At 30.4% G+C, this 25,600-nt stretch carries 23 protein-coding genes; 13 read left to right on the top strand and 10 right to left on the bottom strand.

The window, feature by feature from the left end; translation table 11 throughout:
- The first annotated feature begins 13 nt into the window (after positions 1-13).
- Both V9L04_RS15480 and V9L04_RS15475 read left to right on the top strand, forming a co-directional pair.
- Positions 14-976: a hypothetical protein gene (locus V9L04_RS15480; protein WP_338790762.1), complete on the top strand. Its 963-nt coding sequence runs from the start codon at positions 14-16 to the stop codon at positions 974-976.
- Positions 977-1,055: 79 nt separating this feature from the next.
- Positions 1,056-1,448 carry a hypothetical protein gene (locus V9L04_RS15475; RefSeq protein WP_338790761.1) on the top strand — a complete coding sequence of 131 codons (393 nt, stop codon included), beginning with the start codon at positions 1,056-1,058 and terminating at the stop codon, positions 1,446-1,448.
- A 23-nt stretch (positions 1,449-1,471) separates the two neighbouring features.
- Here the strand turns inward: V9L04_RS15475 and V9L04_RS15470 are convergent, their stop codons facing one another.
- Both V9L04_RS15470 and V9L04_RS15465 read right to left on the bottom strand, forming a co-directional pair.
- Positions 1,472-2,863 carry a tetratricopeptide repeat protein gene (locus tag V9L04_RS15470; RefSeq protein ID WP_338790760.1) on the bottom strand — a complete coding sequence of 464 codons (1,392 nt, stop codon included), beginning with the start codon at positions 2,861-2,863 and terminating at the stop codon, positions 1,472-1,474.
- A gap of 11 nt (positions 2,864-2,874) precedes the next feature.
- Positions 2,875-3,456 carry a pyridoxal 5'-phosphate synthase gene (locus tag V9L04_RS15465; protein ID WP_338790759.1) on the bottom strand — a complete coding sequence of 194 codons (582 nt, stop codon included), beginning with the start codon at positions 3,454-3,456 and terminating at the stop codon, positions 2,875-2,877.
- Between the two features lie 94 nt (positions 3,457-3,550).
- On the opposite strand from V9L04_RS15465, the gene V9L04_RS15460 reads away from it, so the two are divergent.
- Both V9L04_RS15460 and V9L04_RS15455 read left to right on the top strand, forming a co-directional pair.
- Positions 3,551-4,885, top strand: coding sequence for a DEAD/DEAH box helicase (locus V9L04_RS15460; RefSeq protein WP_338790758.1), 1,335 nt, complete (start codon positions 3,551-3,553; stop codon positions 4,883-4,885).
- Positions 4,886-4,925: 40 nt separating this feature from the next.
- Positions 4,926-5,486, top strand: coding sequence for a hypothetical protein (locus V9L04_RS15455; RefSeq protein WP_338790757.1), 561 nt, complete (start codon positions 4,926-4,928; stop codon positions 5,484-5,486).
- Between the two features lie 104 nt (positions 5,487-5,590).
- On the opposite strand, the gene V9L04_RS15450 is transcribed toward V9L04_RS15455, so the two are convergent.
- The 3 genes from V9L04_RS15450 to V9L04_RS15440 all read right to left on the bottom strand — a co-directional run bounded on the left by V9L04_RS15450 (position 5,591) and on the right by V9L04_RS15440 (position 8,716).
- The gene (locus tag V9L04_RS15450; RefSeq protein ID WP_338790756.1) at positions 5,591-7,012 is read right to left on the bottom strand and encodes a serine hydrolase; all 1,422 of its coding nucleotides are present in this window, start codon (positions 7,010-7,012) and stop codon (positions 5,591-5,593) included.
- Between the two features lie 60 nt (positions 7,013-7,072).
- A complete protein-coding gene (gene tnpA, locus V9L04_RS15445; RefSeq protein ID WP_338790755.1) occupies positions 7,073-7,573 on the bottom strand; it encodes an IS200/IS605 family transposase in 501 nt (166 codons plus the stop codon).
- A 300-nt stretch (positions 7,574-7,873) separates the two neighbouring features.
- Positions 7,874-8,716, bottom strand: coding sequence for a hypothetical protein (locus tag V9L04_RS15440; protein WP_338790754.1), 843 nt, complete (start codon positions 8,714-8,716; stop codon positions 7,874-7,876).
- A 117-nt stretch (positions 8,717-8,833) separates the two neighbouring features.
- Here V9L04_RS15440 and V9L04_RS15435 point away from each other — a divergent pair, with 117 nt between their 5' ends.
- Both V9L04_RS15435 and V9L04_RS15430 read left to right on the top strand, forming a co-directional pair.
- Positions 8,834-11,266: a prolyl oligopeptidase family serine peptidase gene (locus tag V9L04_RS15435; protein ID WP_338790753.1), complete on the top strand. Its 2,433-nt coding sequence runs from the start codon at positions 8,834-8,836 to the stop codon at positions 11,264-11,266.
- A 55-nt stretch (positions 11,267-11,321) separates the two neighbouring features.
- Positions 11,322-12,098, top strand: a complete 777-nt coding sequence (locus V9L04_RS15430; protein WP_338790752.1) for an MBL fold metallo-hydrolase — start codon at positions 11,322-11,324, stop codon at positions 12,096-12,098.
- Positions 12,099-12,250: 152 nt separating this feature from the next.
- Here V9L04_RS15430 and V9L04_RS15425 read toward each other — a convergent pair whose 3' ends face one another.
- Positions 12,251-12,967, bottom strand: a complete 717-nt coding sequence (locus V9L04_RS15425) for a DUF4349 domain-containing protein (protein ID WP_338790751.1) — start codon at positions 12,965-12,967, stop codon at positions 12,251-12,253.
- Positions 12,968-13,126: 159 nt separating this feature from the next.
- Here V9L04_RS15425 and msrB point away from each other — a divergent pair, with 159 nt between their 5' ends.
- Positions 13,127-13,696 (top strand): peptide-methionine (R)-S-oxide reductase MsrB, encoded by a 570-nt coding sequence (gene msrB, locus V9L04_RS15420; protein ID WP_338790750.1) that lies wholly within the window; start codon positions 13,127-13,129, stop codon positions 13,694-13,696.
- Between the two features lie 84 nt (positions 13,697-13,780).
- On the opposite strand, the gene V9L04_RS15415 is transcribed toward msrB, so the two are convergent.
- The gene (locus tag V9L04_RS15415; protein WP_338790749.1) at positions 13,781-15,295 is read right to left on the bottom strand and encodes a toxin-antitoxin system YwqK family antitoxin; all 1,515 of its coding nucleotides are present in this window, start codon (positions 15,293-15,295) and stop codon (positions 13,781-13,783) included.
- A 366-nt stretch (positions 15,296-15,661) separates the two neighbouring features.
- On the opposite strand from V9L04_RS15415, the gene V9L04_RS15410 reads away from it, so the two are divergent.
- The 3 genes from V9L04_RS15410 to V9L04_RS15400 all read left to right on the top strand — a co-directional run bounded on the left by V9L04_RS15410 (position 15,662) and on the right by V9L04_RS15400 (position 20,246).
- Positions 15,662-16,927, top strand: coding sequence for a pitrilysin family protein (locus V9L04_RS15410; RefSeq protein WP_338790748.1), 1,266 nt, complete (start codon positions 15,662-15,664; stop codon positions 16,925-16,927).
- A 211-nt stretch (positions 16,928-17,138) separates the two neighbouring features.
- Positions 17,139-18,023 (top strand): diaminopimelate epimerase, encoded by an 885-nt coding sequence (gene dapF / locus V9L04_RS15405; protein WP_338790747.1) that lies wholly within the window; start codon positions 17,139-17,141, stop codon positions 18,021-18,023.
- Between the two features lie 126 nt (positions 18,024-18,149).
- Complete coding sequence (locus V9L04_RS15400; RefSeq protein WP_338790746.1) at positions 18,150-20,246, top strand: OmpA family protein; 2,097 nt, start codon at positions 18,150-18,152, stop codon at positions 20,244-20,246.
- A gap of 184 nt (positions 20,247-20,430) precedes the next feature.
- Here V9L04_RS15400 and V9L04_RS15395 read toward each other — a convergent pair whose 3' ends face one another.
- On the bottom strand, positions 20,431-21,210 hold the full coding sequence (locus V9L04_RS15395) for a hypothetical protein (RefSeq protein WP_338790745.1): 780 nt from the start codon (positions 21,208-21,210) through the stop codon (positions 20,431-20,433).
- A 91-nt stretch (positions 21,211-21,301) separates the two neighbouring features.
- The gene (locus V9L04_RS15390) at positions 21,302-21,628 is read right to left on the bottom strand and encodes a hypothetical protein (protein WP_338790744.1); all 327 of its coding nucleotides are present in this window, start codon (positions 21,626-21,628) and stop codon (positions 21,302-21,304) included.
- Between the two features lie 122 nt (positions 21,629-21,750).
- Here V9L04_RS15390 and V9L04_RS15385 point away from each other — a divergent pair, with 122 nt between their 5' ends.
- The gene (locus V9L04_RS15385; protein WP_338790743.1) at positions 21,751-22,713 is read left to right on the top strand and encodes an MBL fold metallo-hydrolase; all 963 of its coding nucleotides are present in this window, start codon (positions 21,751-21,753) and stop codon (positions 22,711-22,713) included.
- A 68-nt stretch (positions 22,714-22,781) separates the two neighbouring features.
- Here V9L04_RS15385 and V9L04_RS15380 read toward each other — a convergent pair whose 3' ends face one another.
- Positions 22,782-24,221 carry a hypothetical protein gene (locus V9L04_RS15380; protein WP_338790742.1) on the bottom strand — a complete coding sequence of 480 codons (1,440 nt, stop codon included), beginning with the start codon at positions 24,219-24,221 and terminating at the stop codon, positions 22,782-22,784.
- A 213-nt stretch (positions 24,222-24,434) separates the two neighbouring features.
- Between V9L04_RS15380 and V9L04_RS15375 the strand changes: the two genes are divergently transcribed.
- On the top strand, positions 24,435-24,935 hold the full coding sequence (locus V9L04_RS15375) for a hypothetical protein (RefSeq protein WP_338790741.1): 501 nt from the start codon (positions 24,435-24,437) through the stop codon (positions 24,933-24,935).
- Positions 24,936-25,137: 202 nt separating this feature from the next.
- Positions 25,138-25,527 carry a bacillithiol system redox-active protein YtxJ gene (gene ytxJ / locus V9L04_RS15370; RefSeq protein ID WP_338790740.1) on the top strand — a complete coding sequence of 130 codons (390 nt, stop codon included), beginning with the start codon at positions 25,138-25,140 and terminating at the stop codon, positions 25,525-25,527.
- Positions 25,528-25,600 lie beyond the last annotated feature (73 nt).

The raw sequence follows: 25,600 nt of genomic DNA, 5'->3' as shown, positions 1-25,600 counted from the left end.
ATCATATAAAATTATGCAAAAAAACATTTCCCTCTACCTCATAGCATTCTTACTAACCTTCACTTCCTGCAATGCACAAAATAGCGAGAGCAAAGACGATTCAAATGATTCTTTAAAAATTGTTCAAAGTGAAATTGATTCTACTGATTTAACTTCTGATGATTTTCCAAAAGTAGATACAAGAAAAATTCCTCCTTATGTAGAATTGAGCAGAGATAGCATCAAAAATGTACTTGCTCAAAAAGTAAAGAACAATGAGCCTTTATTTGTACATATTTTTGTACCTCTTTGTGATAATGAAAATCAAGGAATTGTTCCTGTCAATAAATCGCTAGGAGATGGACAAAATTTAAGGACAAATCTATATTGGGGAGCAGGTTATGGCATCAAAACACATTTCAAACGATTGAAAGAATGGACGCTTTTGAGTAATCAATTAGATGTAGATTCGATAGTTTTAGAACGTGTCATTTTTAAGAAAAAATATCCAAATGGAGCTACTGTTTTTTTAGTTGCTGATGCCTATCGTGGCGACAAAATGCACGAATGTTTGACGGATTACTTTGCTTCTTTGGCAGGAAAAAAGAAAGAGATTTTAGAATTGGACGACAACGATTCAACAAAAATAAAAGCCTTTGGTGAAGCTGATTTGATTGCTTTTAATGGACATAACGGACTTATGGATTCGTATGCAGCCCTTTTTATAAATGAAGATAACCGAATGCGTGATGCTGTTTCGATTGCCTGTACTTCTCACACTTATTTCAAAAGACATTTGAATGTCGCTAGAGCTTATCCACTTCTTACCACTACAAATCTGCTCGCACCAGAAGCGTACGGAATGGAAGCTGTGATTGATTCTTGGGCAATGTTAGAAGATGGAAAAACAATTCGTTCGAAAATAGGAGCTATGTATCATAAAATTCATAAATGTGGACTAAAAGGTGCTACAAATTTGTTTCACACTGGGTGGTAAAATTGCTTTTTTCATAGCATTATAGTATATTAGGTATCATTTTTTTCTTATTTTCCCTTTAAATACCAACTCTATTTTTATGAAGAATTTAGCTAGTAAACAAGCAACTGTAATTTATGATGAAGCACTTGGAGCTTTCCATGCTACTTTTTTTAATTTTGTTCAGCATACCGAATTTGTAAATGTATTGGAGTACGAATATGAAATGGTAGAGCATTATCAACTCAAAAAAGCTTTAATAGATTTACGTCAAATGAAAATCTATGCAAGAGGAAATGAGGATTATATCAAAACTACTTGGTTTCCCAAAATGAAGTCTTTAGGATTACAAAGAGTAGCTTTTGTAGTACCTGTAGATATTTTTGCAAAGGTTACAATGGAAAAGGCTCACAATGAAGAAGACATTGTTCCTACTCTACAACTTAAGCATTTTAAGACCATTGAAGAAGCTAAAAATTGGCTAAGTGAGTAATATATAATCAAACTATTTTAAGATTATGAAAGATTATTAAGGTCTTTCATTTTTTTTATAGCTTCTGGTTCATTTTTCTCAATAGCTATTTTCAAATATTTCATTGCTTCTTCTTCTTTATTTTGATTGAATAGAAAAAGAGCATAATCAAATTCTAATAAATCTACTGGTAATTCTGCTTCTCTAAAAGCCATATCAAAATATTCTTCTGCTTTCTTGGTTTCTGCTTTTGCAGCATAATATAAAGCTACATTTCTATAATGATAAGGCAATTCATTATTTTCAGTTGCAATGGCTTCTTCAAGGTAATGCTTTGCTTTTTCCAACTGCCCCAACTTAACATAAACATACGCCAAATTATCGTTTGCATTTCCAAATCTAGGTTCTAATTCGATAGCTTTCTCAAAATTGATTATACTTTTTTCAAAGTCTCCATTTCTCATCTGAAAATAACCAATACTATTATAAATGTCTATTTGTGTAATCGAATCATTAGTTAGTGTTAGAGATTCTTGTAAAAGAGAAATAGAAAAATCAAATTTGTTTTTTTCGTACTCTTGATAAGATTTTTCAATCAAACGTATTGCTTTTAGTTCTGTTGGATTGAGCAAAGAAGAAGGATATTTTGCCAAAAACTCTATTGCTTTCTCAAATTGTAGCTTAATAGATGGGTGCAGACTTTCCTTCCACTCAAAATTTTCTTCTTCTACCAAACCACAATAAAGAGCCAACGAGTAGGTCATTACTTCCTTTGGCATCGGCGAAACATAGCTCCATTTTGTCTCCCACATACCATCTGTTGAGTAACCTCCACTAATAATACTCTGACAGAAAATAACTCCAAAACCAAAGTAAATCCCTGTTAAATAGACAAATAACTCTGAATATAAATCATCTTCTTGCTCAATTCCCGAATTACCTTCTATCAAACGTATTCTGATAAACTCTTTGATAAGGCTAAGTAAAAGACCATTTGGTCGCTTAGTAAGCTCATTCGGAATACAAATAATATAGCCATCTTCTGTAATCATCGTTTCAGAACTATTGATATTTTCTGCTGAATAAGGGATTCCATAAGCATCTGAAATATCTTTTTCCAAAACAAAATCAATCTTATTAGCATCCAATTCTAATAAACTTGATAAGTCTTCTATAAGATTTGGAACAGTTAGTTTTTCAGCACTAAATGATTTTGGAAAGAAATTTTTATCAAACAAAACTTGTGCATTTTCTTTTTTAGGAAGTCCGTAAGCCTCAATAAATGATTTGAAACTCATTTCTACCCATTCTTTATCTGCTTCTGTAATGACAGGAAACTTGCCTCTTTTTTGCTCAAAAGGAATTTTTTGGTTCTCTTCTTTGATAGATTTTTCTTTTTTTGATGTATTGCCAAATTCAAATCCGAATAGTTTCATTTTTTCTTTTTTTAAGGTTGAAGTTGTTTTAAAGTCCATTCATTATTTCTCATTTCGTAAAGTTTTCTATCATGAAAACGTGTCTTTTTGAATTCCATAAATTCTATTCTGATTGGTTTAATGGAATAACCACCCCAGTTTTTTGGCATTTCAATTTTGGGATTTGTTAAACTCATTTGAATAATTTCTTTTTCAAGAGCCTTAATATCATCTGTTTCTTTTCCCTGTTGGCAAATTAAAGATACAATTTGAGAATCTAAATCTCTTTCATAAAAATATTTTTGAGCTAATTCTTTATCTATTTTGGTAGCAATTCCTTGTATTCTGACTTGTCTTTGAGTTTCTGTCCACCAAAAAGTCAGAGCAACTTTGTTATTAACTTCTATTTCTGCTCCTTTCCTAGAATCAAATGAAGTGGTTATAATAAAACTCTCTTCTATTACTTCTTTAAGAGAAACAAATCGTGAATTTGGAAAGCCATCTAAACCGATTGTAGACAAACAAACTGCCGTAGGCACACTTAATTTTGAGAGTTTTTCTTTTTCACTAAACCATTTTTTAAATAGTTCTATAGGTGTGGGAGAGTTTTTCATAGAGAAATATATTAGATACTTATTCGTAACTTTGTATTGTTACTTATAAAAGTAATACAAATCTCAAAAATAGTATTCATCTTTATCTAATTTTATGTCAAATTCTATCAAAAATCAAAAAGCTATTTTATCAAAATTAGGAATAGAGAAACTCAATGAAATGCAAGAAGAAGCAAAACTTGCTATTCATTCTTCTGACGAAATTATTTTACTTTCTCCAACAGGAACAGGAAAAACAATTGCTTTTTTATTGCCTATTATTAATGGATTAGATGAAAGAATAGAAGAAATACAGGCTCTTATTGTTGTTCCATCAAGAGAACTTGCCATTCAGATAGAACAAGTAATGCGTGAAATGGGAACAGGCTTTAAAGTAAATGCTGTTTATGGAGGACGTGCAGGGTCGAAAGATAGACTAGAAATAAAACATCGCCCAGCCGTTTTGATAGGAACAATGGGGAGAGTAGCCGACCATTTGAGAAGAGAAGCCTTTGAAACAAAATTTATCAAAACATTAGTTTTAGATGAGTTTGATAAATCATTAGAAATTGGATTTGAAGGCGAAATGAAAGAAATTTTGAATATTTTGCCAAAAATTGAGAAAAAAATACTCACTTCTGCCACTCAAGGCGTAGAAATTCCAAGTTTTGTAGGACTAAAAAATCCTCTTACAATTGATTACCTCAGAGATGGAAAAGGAGGAAATAGAAAGAGTAGCGACTTAAAAATTAAATTAGTTACTTCTCCCTCAAAAGATAAATTAGAAACACTTTTAGAGCTTTTGGCACATATTGGAAATGAAAACGGCATTATTTTTTGTAATTATAAAGATTCTATTGAAAGAATAAGTAATTTTTTGACAGAAAATAATATCTCTCACGGTGCTTTCTTTGGTGGAATGGAGCAAGTGGACAGAGAACGAGCGTTGATAAAATTTAGAAACGGAACACACAGAATTTTATTAGCCACCGATTTGGCAGCACGAGGAATCGATGTTCCAGAACTCAATTTTATTATTCATTATCATTTACCTCAAAGAAACGAAGAATTTACGCACCGAAACGGAAGAACGGCTCGTATGAACAGCAAAGGAACAGCGTATGTTTTGCATTACGAGTATGAAGATGTACCTGATTTTATTGAAGAATTGAATTTGCCGAATCAAAGCCTAACAGAACAGCAACTTCCAAATCCTTCTGAATGGCTTACTTTATATATTTCTGGAGGAAGAAAAGATAAAATTTCGAAAGGTGACATAGCAGGATTATTTTTCAAACAAGGAAACATTGAAAAAGACCAATTAGGAATCATTGAACTCAAAAATGATTGTGCTTTTGTTTCTGTGAAAAAATCTACATTAAATAGTCTTTTACCAAAAGTAAATAATGTGAAATTGAAGAAGAAAAAGGTTAGAGTTTCGGTGGTTTAGTTTTTTAGAGCCACTCTTTTATCTTAAAAAAAATAGACTAATGAAAATACTAATCGCCTTTATAATCCTTTTATTGCCCTTTAAGATAATGGGGCAAACATTTCATACCGAATTTAATTATAATGATTCTATTAATAAAGGTATTACGATTCAGAATAGTTATCCAAAAGGTGGACAAAAATATACAGCTTCAAATGGGAAAAAATATACTTTCGTAATATTTTGGACTTGTATAACCAATAATACAGATAGTAACCTAGAAGTCAAAATGAACTTTTCAGCTGATTCATTCATTGTTCCATCTTCACCAGATGTGAAATTCAATTTGTATTTACCAATGGAAGAAATGACATTTGAAAAAGAATCCTTGTCAAACTATGGTTTGGATTTAAAATCTTTTTTAGACAAAAATATTGATAAACCAACCAAATTAGTTACAAATATTTCCCCAAATGCCTCACATCTTTTTTATATGGTTGTAATTTCCAATAAAGGAGTAAAGGGTACAGTAAGAGCTGGATTTGAATTACAAAAAGAAAAACTAATTTATAAAGTTAATAACTATGAAATTAAGTGTGGGCAAATTGTAAGTGTAAAATAAAATGATAATTCGCTTCCCTAGTTGTCGCTCATTTCTAACAGAGCGACAACTGAGGAAACTTTAAAGTTATCCAAGTTAATGAAAAATCAAGTTTTATTTTTTTTCTACTTCTCTTCAATCTTCTCAATCATTTTTTCTGCATTCGAATTCTTAGGATTTAATTCTAATGATTTTTTGTAGTTGAGAAGAGCCAAATCAGTATTTCCATTGAGATAATAGGCTTCTCCCATACTATCATACGGATTCGATGAGTTTGGAAATTCAGAAATAAGTAGTTGAAATATTTTTATAGCATCTTCTATTTGTTCTTTCTCAATTAATTTATAGCCTAGTTGATTCAGCTCACTTTCATCAGAGAAATTATAGGTTTCAAAATCTTTCTTTTTTAAATCATTGTATAATTTAATTCCTTCTTCTACATTTTCATAACTTTTCTGACGTATAGCCAAATAAATTGATTTTTTAGGAATTTCAAAATTTTCTCCTTTTGAAATATTTTCGACTGCTTGAGTAATTTCTTGTAATCTAGAATTCTTATTATTTGTCATCAAAATGACAATTAAACTCTCTTTTTTGTTGTAATGAGTAAATGCTTCATAGTTGGAAGATGAGCCATGATGTCTATGAATTACTACATCATTATTCTCAACCATTGCATTTCCTAAAGCTGACTGACTATTTTCTGAATATGCTTCTGACAATGTAATTAGAGATTCTTTACTAATTAATTTTTCTGAGTGTAAATTAACTATCCATTTTTGCATGTCATTTATTGTAGGGCAAACCCAGCCTGTAAATTCAATGTCCATAGGTGCATCATCTACCTGCTCATTACTAAAAGCATTCACAAATTGAGGATTTTGAGAGTTAGGGTCGATAATAGAATTATTCATCTCAGTTGGAACAAGTATATTTTTCTTTACAAAGTCATTAAAACTCATCCCTGATACTTTTTCAACAATTCTTCTTTGAAGAAAGACATTATTATTGTTATAAAAATAATCTGTTCCTGCTTCAAAATTCAATTTTTCAAGGTTTTTCAAATCATTAAGAATATCTTGGTCATTTTTGATAGTCTTCCAATTTATTCTTGGTAGACCACTTGTATATTGTAGCAAATGACGAATAGTAACCGTTTCTGCCCATTTTGGTAAGCCTAAGTCAAATTTTGAGACTTTATCATCCAAACTTAGCTTTCCTTGTTCCTTTAACATCATTATAGCAACAGCATTAAATTCCTTTGCAATAGAACCAATATTAAATACAGAGTTTTGGTTGAGTTTGGTTGTTTTAGAAGCATCTATATATCCAAATTCATTCTGATAAAGAATTTCATTGTTTTTAACTACCAAAATATTACCATTAAAAATACCACGCTCATAAGATACTTTCATTAATGAATCTATCTGAGAATGATAAATATCTTCTTTTTTTAGAATAGTGGTATCGTTATTTTTTGAATCTGTATTTTTACAAGCAGTTTGAAAAAAAGCAAAAATAACTAACAGAAGAATTGATTTATACATAGTTTTGTTTTACGAGAGTTTTAAATAATTTATGATTTTATCTAAAGACAAGTGTATAATTCAATAGGTTGCATGAGAACTGGGGTTGTTTTGATCAACATCTTCTATCCATTCAAACAGATATTTTTCATTGTATTCAATTTCAAATTTTTTCAACAGCAATAAATACTCTTCCTTAAAAGTTCTTTTTTTATGATGTTTTGGTTGATTTAATACATATTTTACAACAGTATCTAATGCAGATTTAGAGTAAGAAAATGCACCATACCCTTTTTGCCATTCAAATTTTGTTTTTAGAAACTTCTTTTCTTTTATAAATTTGTTCGAACTCGTTTTTACTTGTTGGACTAATTCTGAAATTGATAAATCTGGTTTCAATCCAATTAATAAATGAGTGTGGTCAGGCATACAATAAATAGCTAATAATTTATGTCCTTTTTCTCTTACAACCCCTGTCATATATTTTTGTAACTCATCTCTAAAACTCTCTTTTATCAAACTATTTCTACCTTTCACAGCAAATACAATTTGAATGTATAGTTGAGAATATACGTTTGCCATATTACTTTTAGCATTTACATTTTGAAAAAATAGTTGCAGAGCAACGCAATATTTGTAGAAAAGTTATCGATTTTGTATTTAAAAAGTTGCAGAGCAACGTAATATAATTGTATTATTTTGAACACAGAATATTAATATTACGTTGCTCTGCAACTTTAATAAACTACCTGTTTTATGTTCTACAAATATTGTGTTGCGCTGCAACTTTGAATTTTAGTATCTACTGTTGGAATCGAACCAACAACTTCACCTTCACTAATTTTGATAAGTAGAAAAATTCGTGGAGGGGACGCACTACCTTTATGCTAGTAGACTTTTTAACTGTTCACATATAAGTTCTAAATCTTTACTACTAAATCTTCCAAAATTTGTTTTAATATAATTTTTGATAGCCTTCTCAAACCTATCACTATTATTCTTTAGTTTTTTTATTCCCTTGTAAGCCCTTCCTTTATCCTCATTTTTCATTTTTTGAAACAAAATTAGTGCTATTTCTTCGTTATTAGGCTTAGATTCTGTTGAAATTAAATAAGCAATATGTTTTACTATTCCTGTAAGAATTAAAAAGTCTGAGTAATTAATTTTGTCTAAACTGTTAGGTTCTTGAAATAAACTTAAACCTTCTAAAAATTTATTATTATTATTTTTTACTTTACTGTGTTTACTTACTACTTCTTGTAAATCTCTGTCTGTATGTGCCATGTAATTTCTTACGAGTCTGTAATAGTCATATATTTCTATTAATTCGATAGAAATATCAATATAAGAGAGATTCATTAAAACATTATCTAGTTTGGTTTCTCCTGTATTAGCTGTTTGCCATTGTTGATTTGGAAAATATTGTTTCCACTCCTTTTTAAAATCTTGTAAAAATTGTTCTGATTGTTGAAAAACAGATGTAACATAATATTGTCTTATTCTTGAGCTAAATTTATCTAAATCCACTCTATCTACTACAACAGAATGTTTTAGAGAAAGCTGTTTGATATAATCTTTTGAATCTTCTTTTCTAGCTTGTTCAATAAATTCTCTAATAGCAAGTTCATTGCATTCAACTACTGCATCAAACTCTCCAAGAGTTTTTTTTAATTTTCTATAAGAAAAGTAAGAAAATTTTGTTATATCTAAATCTCTATCTGCCATTTAATTTCTTTTTTTGTATAAAGTCTTCAATTTACAACATCTATTTCTTAGAACAAATAAAATTTTCACTAATTTCCCATTTCAAACAGAATCAAATACAAAATTATACAGCATCAAATGAAACTAAAACTTCTATTCTCAATTTTATTATTTTCAATAACTACACTTTCTTTTTCTCAAGAAGTCAAAAGCCAAGAACAAGCCTTAGACAGAATCGACCAAATTATGCAAGGTGATAACTTTGTTGGTGTTTTGCCTCAAAATGGTCGTTGGTCGTACGATGGAAAAGAAATTTATTTTTCTAAAAAATCATCTTTAGAACCTTTGCCAACGTGGTACAAACAAAGCATTTCGAATGGAAATCCAATTGGAACACCATTAAAAATTGCTGAAAATGACTTTAATCTAAATCCTCAAAGTTATGTTTTTGGACAAAATAATGACTTTGGAAATTATAATAAAATCAGAACTTCAAAAATAGTTTCTGTTGATGGCGATTTGTATTTGCAAGACGTTCAGAATGGAAGCTCAAAAAGACTTACCAACACATTAGAAAATGAAACCAATCCAACTTTTACAAGAAATGATAGTGCTATTGTTTATCAAAAAGGAAATGATTTGTTCTATTTTTGGCTACAAGGACAGCAAATTGGACAAACACAACAACTTACTTCTTTTGTAGATTCAGATAAAAAAGCTGAGAAATCGCTTTCAGAAGCCGATAAATGGCTCAATCAACAGCAAAAAGATTTATTAGAAATTGTAAGAATAAATAATTTAGAAGATTCTATCAAAAAAACACAACCCAAACCGTATCGCTTGACTGCCATTCCACTCAATGGAAAATATGTTTCTTCGGTTCAGATTAGTAATGACGGACGTTTTGTGATTTACGTCTTGGGAGAATATTCTTCAAAAGCTACTGAAGTTCCAAATTATATAAATGAACTCGGTTATACTGAAAATCTTTCTGCTCGCTCAAAAGTAGGAAATGAAGATGCTGATTTTTCACTTCATGTATATGATAGATATGCAATAGCAAATGATAAAATTGATTTATCTATGTTGCCAAAAATAATGGAAAATCCTGCTTATTATACAGAATATGGAAGAGATATAAAAAGAAATACAGCAAGAAAAGTATGGATTTTGGAAACAAAATGGTCGCCAAATGGAAAAAAAGGAGTTTTTGTAGTTCGTGCAGATGATTCAAAAGACCGTTGGGTTGTAGGAATGGATTTGACAAGTGAAAACGAAAAATTAAAACTCATTGACCATCAACATGATGATGCGTGGATAGGTGGAGAAGGAATTAGTAACTGGCATGCTGCAACAGGAACACTAGGCTGGCAAGATGATGAAACAGTTTATTTTCAATCTGAAAAAACAGGCTTTTCACATCTTTATACCTATAATTTCAAAACAAAAGAACAAAATCAGCTCACAAATGGAAACTTTGAAGTAACTGATGTTTGGCTCTCACAAAAAAGCAAAGGAGATAATAAAACATTTTATATTCGTGCAAACAAAGAAAATTTCCACGAATATCATCTATACAAACTAGGTAAAAAGAATAATTTAGAAAAAATTACTTCTCAAAAAGGAGTGTATGAAGAATTGGTTTTATCACCTGATGAAAATTATTGGATTGCTCGTTATTCCTATTCAAATAAGCCTTGGGAATTAGTCGTTTTTGAGAATAAAACTAATTCAACGCAACGTCAAATTACAAATTCTGTAACTGAGGAGTTTAAAAAACAGTCTTGGTACGAACCCAAAATTATCACTTTCAAAACACTAGATGGCGCAGAAGTTCCTGCACGAATTTATGAACCAGAATCAAACGTGAAAAATAAAGCTGCCGTAATGTTTGTTCATGGCGCAGGTTATTTGCAAAACGTTCATTATGGTTGGAGTTCGTATTATAGAGAATATATGTTTCATAATCTTTTGAGAGAACAAGGTTACACTGTTATTGATATTGATTACAGAGGAAGTCAAGGCTATGGAAGAGATTGGAGAACAGCAATTTATCGCCACATGGGAGATAAAGAACTGGTAGATTATGTAGCTGGCGCAGATTATTTAGTCAAAAATCATGGTATCGATAAAGACAGAATTGGAATCTATGGTGGTTCGTATGGTGGTTTTATGACGATGATGGCAATGTTTAAAGAACCAAAAGTTTTCCGTTCGGGTGCTGCACTTCGTTCGGTTACAGATTGGGCGCACTATAATCATGGATATACAGCAAATATTTTGAATACTCCTTTAGAAGATAGTTTGGCGTATGTTCGTTCTTCGCCTATTTATTTTGCTGATGGCTTAGAAGGCGATTTATTGATTTGTCATGGAATGATAGATACAAATGTTCAGTTTCAAGATGTAGTCCGTTTAGCACAACGACTTATTGAACTCAAAAAAGAAAATTGGGAACTTGCTGTTTATCCGATTGAAGGACATGGTTTTGTATATCCAACGAGTTGGGCAGACGAATACAAACGCATTTATCAACTCTTTGATAGAACAATAGGACAGCCTAAAGAGTAGAAGTCATCTTCTAAGATTTCTATAAAAAATTTAATTAGAAAAAATATAAAATAAAATGAAAGTAACATTTTTAGGAACAGGAACATCGCAAGGTGTTCCTGTTATTGCGTGTGATTGCAAGGTTTGTAAATCTTTAGATTATAGAGATAAGCGTTTGCGTGTCTCTATTCATATTGAGGTAGAGAATAATGAAGGCGAAGAAAAAAGTTTTATTGTGGATACAGGGGCAGATTTTAGGCAGCAATGTCTTCGTGAGCGAATTACAAAACTAGATGCTGTTCTTTATACCCATCAACACAAAGACCACACAGCAGGAATGGATGAGGTGCGTTCGTTTAATTTTTCTCAACAAAAAGATATGCCGATTTATGCAAGAGAAGCTGTTTTAGAACAGTTAAAAAGAGAGTTTGCTTATATTTTTGCAGACTTCAAATATCCAGGTATTCCACAAGTAGAAACTCATATCATTGAAAATAAACCTTTTGAAGTAGAAGGAATAAAAATAACTCCTATTGAAGTTTTGCATTACAAACTGCCTGTTTTTGGATTCAGAATTAAAGATTTTACCTACATCACTGATGTAAATTTTATTTCAGATAAAGAATTAGAGAAGGTAAAAGGAACAAAGATTTTAGTCTTGGGAGCATTACAAAAAGAAAAGCACATTTCTCATTATACCCTAGATGAAGCTGTAGAAGTTATCCAAAAAATAAATCCTGAAAAAGCATATTTGACACACATTAGCCATAAAATGGGACTTCATAAAGAAGTTTCTGGAGAATTACCTCCAAATATTGAATTGGCACATGATGGTTTGCAGATAAAATTGTGATGTATAAAACCTTATTTATGATTTAGTAAAACAGGGTTAAAACCCTGTTCAATTTATAATTCTGCCATTGTCGTCCCCACCGACGATAGTAAAACACAAAAAAACTTATGTTACGCTGTACTAAATAAGGCTTTTAATTTAGTTTTCATCATTTAATTTCTAACAAAAAACCATTTTACACCTTTATACAAACCCACGCCTACATATCCCAAAAGACCTAGTTTTTTCTTTTCTTTAATAGAAATAGTAATGGTAGCAAACTCTTCCAAATTATCTAATTTATTAATTTGTCCTTTCAAAAGGTCTATGTCTTGGGTAATTCTTGCCAGTTCTCGTTCTACTAAAATAGCTTCTTCTACATTTTGAGCCATTTTTAAGAGTTCTAAATAGCGTTTTCTAGTTTCTAAAGCATTATCCAAACGAATTTGAGCATCCCAGTACTGTTCTGTTACATCATTACCATAAATATTTTTACGTGTAACTTTTCCTAATTTTTCAATTTCTTTCACAACAGTTTCAAAATATTCACTCTTTATTCGGATAGTTGTTTCGGTTGTACTCAAACGCCCTACATAACCATCATATTTTTCCGTAATGCGTTCTAATTGTGGATTTATGCTATCAGGAAGAGCAGAAATGAGATTCAAATTTGCTGAGTAAAGTATTTTTCTTTTTTCCTTTGGTGTTTTAGGATTTTTCTGAATTTTATCAAGATTAATTTTCTCTAAACTAGCCGAAGAATTGGAATAATTTCCTTTGTCTTGAGTTATTGCAGCATATTTTTTAGCAGGACGACAAGAACTAAATAAAATAAAACTTGAGAATACTAGTAAAATCAATACAATTTTCTTGAAGATTAAGTTAGTCATAAAACAAAAATTTTAATGGAATAAGTTGATTAAATAATTTTATTCCATGATGCCCAAAACTCTGTTTTTGCATAAAAAGTATTCAAGATTTCTATTTATTCAGTCATTTTTTTATAATTCCTTAATAAACAAAGTGTTAAGCTATTTCGTTTACTGGTTATGAATACAAAAACTATAATATTGCCAATATTAGCTGTTGTTTGTGGCTTAGGATTAGTCGCATTTTTGGGTATTTCAGATAGTTCCCAAAACAATACTGCTAATAAAAAAGTAGAGAATAATGAAAATCTTGAAAATTTAAACATAAATAAATTAAACCAAAAAGATACCTCTATGTCAGATTACAAAGTAAAGAAAAGCGAAAACGAATGGAAAGAAGAACTAACAGACAATGAATACCGAGTTTTGCGTCAAAAAGGAACAGAACGAGCATTTACAGGAGAGTTTTATGACCATCACGAAAAAGGAGTTTATACCTGTGCAGCTTGTCACGAAAAACTATTTGATTCGAAAACCAAATTTGAATCAGGAAGTGGCTGGCCAAGTTTTTATACTACTATTCAAGGAAATGTAAAAGAAATTGCAGACCGTTCTCATGGAATGGTTCGTACAGAAGTAGTTTGTAACAACTGTGGTTCACACCTCGGACATGTTTTTAACGATGGTCCTAAACCAACAGGAATGCGTTATTGTATTAATTCAATTTCGTTAGACTTTGAAAAAGAATAATTTTTATACTAATTCCTATAAAAACAAAAAAGCATTTTGATTGATTTCAAAATGCTTTTTTTACTTCATAATTTGAAGACTGTTTTATCTTTTGAAAGGCGATTTTTTACGAGGTTTTCCTTTTTTATAAGTCTTTGCAGAAGAAACTTTTCCTTTTCTATGAATTTCTCTTCTATTCAATCTTTCGTCTTCATCGTAGTAATACCATTTTCCATTTTTAATGTCTTTATAAAAATTCCCTTCTGCTGAAACCTTTCCATTTGAGTGGTAATAAGTAGCAACACCCCATTTTTTACTTAATTTGTATTCAGTTTCAGAAACTAAATCTCCTTTTGAGTTATATTCTTTTGTAATTCCGTTTTTGTGTCCAAAAGCATACTCTTCTTTGAGATGTGTTTTGCCATTTGAAAAGTAAGTTTCACGTTTGCCATGTAGTTTATCATTATTATAATTTTCTTCTACTTTTTTATCACCATTTGGATAAAAATATTTCCATTCTCCAGCCTTTTTATCATCATTAAACTCAAGTTGTTTTTCTTTATTTCCATTGGCATAATAATGAGTTTCTTTTCTATCCTTTAATGTTTTTCCAAAATCAATTTCTTTTGCAAGATTTCCATTTTCTCTGTAAATTTTGGAAGAAAGCTGTTGTCCAGAGCGATATTTTACTTCTTGTTTTAGTTTTCCGTTGTCATAATAAAGAATGTTATCACCATTTAACTGACCATTTTTATAAATTGCATCCTGTACCAAAATGCTATCTCTTGTATATCTTCTAAAATAGCCATTCTTTTTACCATGAATATTTATGGTTTCTAATTCCAAAATTCCATTGTCGTAATAGCTTTTAAAATCGCCACTCATTTCTCCATCCAAATAGGTTGTAATTGTACGTAAAACTCCGTTTTGATAAAATGTTTTTTCTTCTCCGTTGGGTTTGTTGTCTTTGAAAGTAATTGTTCTTTTAACTTGTCCATCAGGATAAAACTCCTCTACAAAACCATTTATTTTATCCAATTCAAAAGGCGTTTCTGCTTTCAGTTTACCATCAGGGTAAAATGTTTTTACAATTCCATTTAAGTGGTCATTTTTATAGTTTGCTTCTTGTACAATAATTTGTTTTTCATTAAAGACCTTTGCATTTCCATTTCTCTTATCATCTTTACATTCATATTCTGCCATCAAACCACCTTCAAAATAATATTCTTTAAAGACACCCTCTTTTTTTCCTTCTTTATATGAACCAACTAATTTTTCTTTTCCATTTGGATAATATTCGATAGCTCTTCCTTGTATTTCGCCTGCTTTAAAATTTGCAAGAGACTTTAACTCTCCTGTAACATGAAAAAGTTTGTATTCTCCATCTACATTTGTGCTGTCGCTTCCAATAAAATAATATTCTGCTTTTAAGATAGTATTATCCATATCGTAATATGTGCGAGCTACTCTTCGTCCACTCTGATTAGCAGATTTCAAGCGTTCGTTTTCAGCCGTTTGAGTAGAAGCTGAAAGCTGACCAAAAACACAAAAAGGAAGATTGTATAGAATCAAAAAGGCTAAAAAATAGATTGTTTTATTCGTCATTATTTTATTTTTCATTTTTTTATAAAAATATTCTGCTTTTAAAGAAATGGGAGTTGAAAACTCTCAGTCACAATCAAAACGCTTGATTAGAAGTCTTATTGCAGTCAAAATTCTGTCAAAAGCATTATTTTTTCTTAAAACAGATTTTCATTTACTATATATTCCAAAAATATACCAATATAAGACAAACAAAAAAATGATTTTGAGATTCTTATAGAAGATTGAATAAAAAATGGCTATTTTCGCTTATTCAAATACAAAGATTAAAAATATAAATATGGTTTGTTAGATTCTTTTAGAAGTCTCAGACAATTTTCTTGAACGAAATTACACGCTGTTGTTGGTGAGACACCAACAACATCATTTTACTAAACTCTATCTATGCTTGACCGTAAAATAGCTCCTGATTTTCAGCTTATTAAAGCTCACAAACTTCCAAAAATTAATACTCAAAAATTAAAAAATGGTGTTTCATTTCATCAATTAATTACCAAAAACCAACCTGTTTTGGGTTTTCAGATTGCTTTTGAGGCAGGAAGATGTGAGGAAAATAAAGTGGGCATTGCTTCTTTTATGGCAAAAATGCTTTTAGAAGGAACACACCACCATACAGGAAAACAAATTGCTGACAAAATTTCATTTTATGGAGCTTCTATTAATATAGATTCAGGAAATGATTTTACGATTGTTTCTTTTTATACACTAGAAAAGCATTTAGAGCAGCTTTTACCTTTATTAAAAGAAATTTTACAAGAACCTAATTTTCCTCAGTCAGAATTAGACAACTTGAAAAACCGTTCGATTCAAAATCTCAAAATTCAAGAGGAAAGAACAGCCTACTTAGCAACAGTCAAAATTAAAGAGGTTCTTTTTAAAGAAAACCATCCCTATTCAGCTTCTTCAAGTGAGGAAAGTATCAGAGCTATTCAAAGACAAGATATAATTGATTTTTATGAAAACAATATAAAATCAAATCCTTTTGAAGCCTATTTAGTAGGAGATATTGATACAGATTCGGAAAAATTGATAACTGATTTTATTGAAAGTTTCAACGTTGATACTCATAAAAAAGAGAAAGAATTATTACAAAATCCAGCCAATTCGGTTACAAAAATCTATAAAGAAATAGAAGGAAGTGTACAAACTTCTATTCGAATAGGAAGACTTCTTTTTAATCAAAAACATCCAGATTATGCTGCTTTCAAAGTTATGAATATGATTTTGGGAGGTTATTTTGGCTCAAGATTGATGCAAAATATTAGAGAAGATAAAGGTTATACGTATGGAATTTCATCAAGAAATGCAGCTATGAAAAATGGTTCGTATTTCGTTATCGGAACCGATGTAAAAAAAGAAATTTATCAAGATGCAGTTTCTGAAATCTATAAGGAAATTGAAAAATTGAAAAATGAACCTGTTACAGAAGAAGAACTAGAAAATGTTAAAAATTATATGAGTGGAAATTTTCTAGGTTCGCTCTCAACAGCTTTTGCAGTGATGGACAAAATGCAAGACATTCATTTGTATAATTTGGATGAAAATTATTATAATGACTATGTTACCAAACTAAGAAAGGTAACAATAGAAGATGTCCAGAAAGTAGCACAGAAATATTTAGTAGATTTGACAGAAGTTTGCATTGGTTAAATTCGATTAAGTAAAAGTCTGTACTGAAGTTCTGACCAGTTTAATGTTTTTTGTATGTTCAACTCCCTAGAGTTGAACGAAACGCTTCCTCAGAAGCGTGATTCAAACAAATAAATCACGCTTCTGAGGAAGCGAAACATTCAGTTCTGAGGAACTGAATGCACTACCTGCCGTTGTTGGTGTCCCCACCAACGACATAAATATAAAAAAAATGAAATTTTATAAATATCAAGGAACAGGAAACGATTTTATTATGATTGATAATCGTGATAATTCTTTTTCTGAAGAGCAAAAAAAAGACAATCATTTTATCGAAAAGCTCTGTCATCGTCGTTTTGGAATTGGTGCTGACGGACTTATCCTAATAGAAAACCCAAAAGATAAATCCGTTGAAGGCGATTTCATAATGGTTTATTTCAATTCTGATGGAAACACAAGCTCTATGTGTGGAAATGGTGGACGTTGTGCTGTTGCTTTTGCGTACCGTTTGGGGGTTTTTGAAGAAAAAGAAACTACTTTTATGGCTTTTGATGGACTTCATTTTGCAAAAATAGCAAGTGTAGAAAATCAAGAACACGAAATTGTTACACAAGTAGAACTCCAAATGAGCGATGTTTCACAAATAGAAATAAATGCTGACTCTGCTGAAAATACCTACTTTTTAAATACAGGTTCGCCTCATTATGTGAGTTTTTTACCAAAAATAGATAACGAAAAAATACAAAATGGCTTAGAAAATTACGCTGTTGTAGAAGAAGGAAAAAAGGTTCGGTATAATGAAAGATTCAAAAAAGAAGGTACAAATGTTAATTTTGTTGCAAGGAATGCAAATAATTCAGAAAAAAATAGCATTTTTGTAAGAACTTATGAACGTGGCGTAGAAGACGAAACGCTCTCTTGTGGAACAGGTGTAACAGCTTGTGCCATTGCCTACTCTTTATATGAAAAAAACTTGAATACCAATTTAGTCAATATCAAAACTTTAGGAGGAAATCTGAAAGTGCGTTTTGATTATTCTACTATAAATTCCGAACATCATTTTACAAATATTTTTCTGATAGGAGCTGCAACAGCAGTTTTTGAAGGAAATCTATAGCTGATAGCTTCCAAGCTATCATAATAACAATAAACAAAAATTAAATAAAGAATATAAAATTAAATTAATACCATTTCAACGTATTACATTCGTAATTTTTAATTCGTAATTCGTAATTATTCTACTATGAATCTCAAAAACCAATCTCAAAAAGGTAATTCTATCAAGCTATTTCTAGCTTTGGGTTTACTTTTTGCATTTTTTACAGGTTGCTCATCTGTGTATCAAAAAGCAGAATCCGAATTTGATAGAGCAGCATACAATAAAGCAATTACGCTTTATCAGTCTTATTTATCTAAAAATCCAGCCAAAGCTGCCGAGGTAAATTATAAGATTGCAGAAGCCTATCGCCGTTCGAACCGTTTGCAAATGGCTCTTCCTTATTATAACAAAACCAAAGAAGCAGGAACAGACAAACTAACAGCAGGCGACCGTGATACACTTCGCTATTACACAGCCGAAGCATTTAAAGTCAATAAAATGTATGATGCTGCAAAAGTACAGTTTGAAGATTATGTAAAGTTAGGCATCAACCAAAAGCTCAAAACTTTAGCTCAAACAGAGATTGAAAACCTAGAAAATATCAATCAGATTATAGAAGGTAATAAATATGTAACAGTTGTTCCTTGTGATGGAATAAACACAGAAAGCTCTGATTTTGCACCTACAAAATGGATGAACAAACTTGTTTTTTCATCAGATAGAAGAAAAGAAGCTACTTATGAAGGAACAGGACAAGGTTTTTATGATTTGTACAGTTTCGAAACTGAAAACGATATTTCTGACACAACCAATGCTTGTGTGGGAACAGTAAAAATTTGGGGAGGAGATGTTTTTAATAAAGCAGGAACTCATGATGCATCAGCCACTTTTTCGCCTGATGGAAATACTGTTATTTTTGCTCGTAGTGGAAATGGTGATAAAAGAGGAGAATCTGACAAAGAAGTAAGTCTTTATACATCTTCTTTGAGCAATGGAGTTTGGTCAGAACCAAAAGCATTGACCTATGTAAATAGTAGCTACTGGGACGGAACACCACATATTTCTAAAGATGGACAGACACTTTATTTTTCTTCTAATCGTGCTTCTAGCAAAGGAGGCTTAGATATTTATACAGCAAGTTATAACGACAGAGACAAAACATGGTCAAATGTTCAGCGTTTGGGAGACGATATTAATACAGAAGGAAATGAAATGTTCCCTTATATTGATGAAACAGGGCGTTTCTTTTTTGCTTCTGATGGGCAAGGTGGTTTAGGTGGTTTGGATATTTTTGTGCAAGAAGAAATGAAAAATCCTTCAGATACAGATACTACTTCTATGATTAAGAAAGTTCGTAATGTAGGTGCGCCAATAAATAGTGCAGGCGATGATTTTGGACTTACTTTTACAGAAAAAGAAGACAAAGGAGGTTATTTTACCTCAAAACGTGATAATAAAAATGGAATGGACAGCACAATAACAGAAACGAATGATGACATTTATCGCTTTCATTTAGATTCTTTGGATATTCGTGAAGTACGTTATGTGCTTCGTGGAACAGTAGAAGGAATTGATAAAGTAGAAAATACTCGTGAATTTCTTTCAGGTGTAGAAATGGATTTAAACTTAGGAAATAATAATATCGTAAAAGTTTCAACAGATGACAAAGGAAAATTCTTATTTGATACTTCCCTTGTTATTGGAAAAGTATATGATATAGATGTAAATGCAGCAGGATATTTACCAAAAAATGATAACGCTTTTTCTACTGTTGGTCGTGGTTTGGATGAGACTAAACTAACTCAAATGTACACACTTGTTTATTTTGATACTGCTTTTGTCTTGACAAAAGACTTTTTCGTAACAGGTGGAGGGGAAGGAAAAGATATGTTGCCACCAGAGATTGAGATTTTGTATGAATTGGATAAAGATAGACTTACGCCAGAAGCAAAAGAAAAACTAGATAACTTTGTAGTTTTCTTGAAAGAATACTTGGCTATGTATCCAGATGCTAAACTTACAATGGGTTCTCATACCGATTCAAGGGGGTCTAATAGATATAATCAGAATCTTTCTCAACGTCGTGCAAATTCTGCTGTAAACTATATTATTGCAAAAGGAATTTCTAAAAATAAAATAAAAGCAGTAGGGTATGGCGAAAATCGTTTGAAAATACCAAATGCTAAAAATGAAGAAGAACATCAACTAAACCGTCGTACTACGGTGGAAGTGGTTAAGTAAGAAAAGAAAAATGGTTCAAACACAAACATTTGAACCATTTTTTATTTAACTCAATTTGCGTATCACAGACTTCCCAGTCTGTGTAAAGGTAAAAATAGCTTTTTAAGAAAATGCTACTTATTCAGACTAGGAAGTCTGAAATACTCATAATTCACAACTTGAGTTATTTAATAAAATTAAAATATTATCTTTTCTCCAAAACAGCCAAATACTCCACCAAACGACGCTTTGCAATTGGAAAGATAGAATTTTCAAATGAGCAAACAACAGAACTCTGCATCAAAAAGGTAGCGGGATTTGGTAAGTTTCTATTGTTTCTAATAAGATTTATTTTCAGGTTTTCATAAGTTTCAAACTTACTTTTTAGAAGTGTATCTATATGTTGCAAGTTCAATCCTCTCAAAATTTCCTTGGTGTCTGTTTTTTCGAAAAGTGTAATTTTATATTTATAAATCTGAACTATATTATTTAGTTTTTCTTTATTCTGATTTTCATTTACTCCTAAAAATAAATATCCTTCTCTAAAATAAATAGGCGTAATTCCGACAGGAACAATCTCTAAATGCTGATTTATCCAATCATAAATCTGTTTTCCTTCATTTACACTAGCATTGATTTTTGGTAAAGCAAACTCAACTACGCTTTCTATTTCTTGCATCATGTCATCATCTTTCAAAATAGAAGTATAAGTTAATTTTAATTTCTCAAAATCTGCTTTGGAAAGTTTTTTAGGAAATTTGTCTGATAAGAGCTGTTTGTTTTCTTTTATTTGAAGTAGATTATTATAATGAAAAAGCAGTTCTGAAAAAGTAGGATATAATTTTACTTCATCAAATTGTTTTTTTGTGTATTGCAAGTATGCTAAAAGCATATATTTCTTATATTCAAAATCGATAAGACCTTGCGTAATCCAATCTGGAGATAGATAGTTGGTTTTGTTATTCGAAGAATTTGACAATTTCATTAGATAATTATTTGGTTCTCTATCTAAAATAGCAAATATCATTCTTACTTCAAAATCAATTTCAAACTATTATTTAAATAATTGCTATTTTCTAAAGATTTATTTTAAGTGTGTTTTTTGTTTTGGCATCAACAACAGTATAAAATAGTTCGCCTTTCTTTTTGTAGACAGAATCTCCAATGTGTATCTTCTCTATCAAAGAACTATTTATCTTGAAAGTATCTCCATTTTCTAGTTCTATTATCTGATAGCTCACTTTTCGTCCTTCTCTTGCTTCTCTAATCAATTTTATTGTTCCATTTCCTTCTTGATTTAGAATACTTTCTGTGTTGCTTTTATTTAACTTCGAAACCATAATTCCGAAAATAAGCATAAAAAGCACAATAACACCGATTATCACTTTAGTTGAATTTTTCATAATAGTATTTTTTATAAGAAGTTGTTTAAGAATATTTTTTGATAAATTAATTTTCTCTGAACTAAAAATAAATAAAATTCTGTTAGATTGAACAATACTTACCAAGATAAATAATGGAAACAATGGATACTACAACTACTAATTTTACAATTGAGAAACTAAAAAATAAGCATCCTTTTCGGCAATGGCTAGAATGGCAAATTCCAAATACACATTGGAAAATAAAAGGCTACTCAAGAAGTGGTGACAAAACTTTTTTTTATATTCCTCAACTTGATATTTGTTTAGATGCAGCTTTAGCAGAAGGAAACCAATCAAAACACGTTTTTGTTACGCATACACACAACGATCATATTGCAGATATTGAATATTTGTCTAGCAAAAGAAACGTTGAAATTTATTTACCAAAATCATCAGTTTCTTATTTAGAAAAATATATTTTGGTAAGACGAGAACTAAATCATTCTGCGCCCTATAATCCAGAACTGAGAGGAAACTGTTCTATTAAAGGAATAGAAAAAAATGATACTATTTTCTTTGGAAAACATGACAATTATAAAGTAGAAATCGCAGAATGTTTTCATCGTATTGATTGTGTTGGTTATGCTTTTTCTGAAAAAAACCGTCGCTTAAAAGCTGAATATGAAATAATAAAGTGGGAATATTTAGCAAAAAATGAAATGCGAAAGTTTGGAAAGTTTTTAGCAGAAAAGAAAAAAACAGAAGAAGTAGAAGAATGGATGTATGAACCCAAATTTGCTTTTTTGGGAGATACAACTGAAAAAGTCTTTGAGGAAAATTCTTTTTTATTGAACTATCCTGTCATTTTTACAGAATGCACTTTTCTTACAGATGAGCATTTTGAGTATGCAGCAGAAAGAGGACATAGCCATTGGCAAAATTTAAAATCAATTATTAAAGCTAATTCAAATATAATTTTTGTATTGATTCACTTTAGTTTGCGTTACTCAGATACTGAAATTATTGAGTTTTTTAATCAAGAATTAATACAAAATGAAATTTCGAATGTCAAAATTTGGGTTTCTGAAAGCTCTTTACTTCCAGCACAACATCAAAAAAGTTGAAACAATAAAATAGCTAAACTTCAATCGTATGAGGTTTAGCTATTTTGATTTTTCTGATTAAAAACTATTTATTTTTCTTCATATTTTACATTATCAAACTCAACTATTTGAGTTCCACAAGTTATCAGTCCTATTTTTTCAATTTTAGAAAAAAGCATTTCTTCCTTCAATACTTTTTTATCATTGACAAAAAATTCTAACTGTTTATTTCCTAATGATTTTATAGATAAACGATAAGTTTCTTTTCCTTTACTGACAAATCCTGTTGGAACATACTTTGTCGCATAAGTTACTTTATTATCTTGTGCGACGAGTTTAAAAACAGCTTTTCCTGCATTTGTTATCATAAACTCGCCTATTTCTCCATCTCCAGAAATAAATAAAACACCAAAATCTTTTGGCTGCCCCTCTTTCCAAGTTACATCTGTACTTAGTTCCCATTTTTTATCTTGCCTAACAGTTGGTAAAAAGGCTTCTGTACGATGACAAAACTCCTCTTCATTATGATTCATAATAAATTTGCCTTCTTTATTTTCAAAGGTATAACTAAATTTGCTATCCACATCCCAATCTGAAAAAGTAGTCGTCGTCGGATTTTCAAATGATTCATTTAAAATATATTCTCCTGTATCATCATTTTTGATACTAATTTCTTCAAAACCAATAGTTTGGTGGTCGCAAAGCCTAAATCCAATATAATTAAATTGAAAAGGTGCTAATTTTCCTTTTCGGATAAATTTATCATCAATATAATATTCGTAATTGCCTGCCTTTATTTCAATACGTTGTATATGAGCATTTGATTTATCTGTAAAGACTTTGTAATTCCAATCATTATCTGTGAATTTATCATAATAGCGCACTGATACATTTGCTTTTCCTTCTTTACTAAGAGAAAAAATCATGTAGTTTTCATTATTATTGATTAGGTTAATTCCATACATTGCATACGACCCACTTTTCCAATTACTCTTGGTTGTAATAGTGTAGTTTTCTGGAAATTTTATGACTGGACTGCTATTCCAATAACACCATTCATCAATATTGCTTTCATAAATAAACTCTCCATTTTCGATATTTTTTTTATAATTATAACTTTCTTCATTTACAAAAATACTTGATTCTGTTTCAAAGTCTTCTGTATACGAAAACAAAACAGGCTCAACAGGCTTAGGACGAAATAAATAATAGGCTACCGAAATACTAATTAATCCAAGCGCAAAAGCGATTAGATAAAATGTATTTCTTTTTGTTTTCTTTGAAAGTTGTTCTCTTGCAATTTTTTCTAGCTCATCTCTTTTTATTTTTTGATAGATTTTTTCTACATCTTCTTTTTCTAGAGAAGTCATTTCTGCTAAGGCTTCTTTGGTAGCTTCTCTGACAGATGTATCGTCTTGATGGCTTTTGAGTTGTTCATCTTTATCAAAAACTTGTTTTTTGAGCTGTTCTAATATTCGTTTTTCTAGTTCTTCTTTCTCTCTTCTATTTTTTTCTGAATGAGTAGCCATAAGTAAAAATTGATTAATGATAATTTGGTAAATTTTGGTAAAAACAAATTACTAATTATTTTGCTATTTTTTGGAAGAGTTATGGAAAAAAATAAAATAAATTTCAGTCAATGCAGCATTTTCTTAAAAAAAAGGGTCTTGTTTAAAAGTATTTAATGCTTAATTTTGCATCTTATAAAAATCAAACTCAAAAATCATCAATAACGTCATTATATGAATACTCAATCAAAATATAGTATCAAGTATCAATTTATTTTATTCATCACTACTTCATTATTTATTTTTAGTGCTTGTGGAGACAGTGAAACAGAAACACCAAAACCAGATTACAAATCTTTGATAATCGGAAAATATGCAGGAGAGATTGATTTTGGTAGTGATTTAGTATTTAAAGATACTGCAACTGTTTCAGCAGGTAGTGTTGCTGACGAGATAATCTTTACTTACAAACTTTCTCCACCTGATAGTTCTATTACCCTCAAACTACAATTAGTAGATATAAATTCTTATGAAGGTGTTGCGCTAAGAATTCCTGAGCAAACTGTAAATTCGATACAAGTAGCAGGAATTGCCATAAACGATTCAGATGTACGAGGAAGACAAGGATATTTCTTTTATCAAGATGAAAAAGATCAATTACTCAATGAAATAATATTTAAAGTTACAGCAGATGGACTGACTTCTATTCATGATTTCAAAAAAATTGAAGAGTAACTTACACGTAAATAACTGCAAAAAGGCAAACCAAAATTCTGGTTTGCCTTTTTTTATGTCAAAAAATAATTTCTGAGCTATAGAATATTAAAAAAACACAAAGAATGACTAGAATTACGATTTTTCAAAAAAAAACTCTAAACTTTATAAGCAAAGACACGTTTTGAATACAAATTTTAACTACACTTTTAATCAAAAAACAATGAATTTAGTCACAAAATTCATTTCCAAACTATTCAACGAACCTATCATGAACTGGAATAAATTAGAAACTCCTGAAAAACTGCAAGAAATCATTAAAGATTCAAGTACAACTCCTGTTCTTATTTTCAAACACAGTACACGCTGCTCTATTAGTTCCATGGCTCTTTCTCGCTTCGAACGTCAATGGAATCAAGAAAAAATGGGAAATGTACAGCCTTATTATTTAGATTTAATTCAGTATAGAAATATTTCAAATATGATTGCAGAAGAATTGAATATCAATCACGAATCACCTCAAGTTCTATTAGTAGAAAATGGAAAATGTACTTACAATGCTTCTCATTCAGCTATTTATTTTGATGATTTGGTGGGAAAAGCACAGATTTAGATATTTAATAATTTAGGGAAAAGATAATACAAATTTTAATCAAACTCATTCTTACTTTTTACAAACTCATTAA

The sequence above is a fragment of the Bernardetia sp. MNP-M8 genome (genome assembly GCF_037126285.1).
Lineage (GTDB): Bacteria > Bacteroidota > Bacteroidia > Cytophagales > Bernardetiaceae > Bernardetia.
Note: the sequence above shows the minus strand (reverse complement) of the source record. Positions and strands in the feature narration are given on the sequence as shown.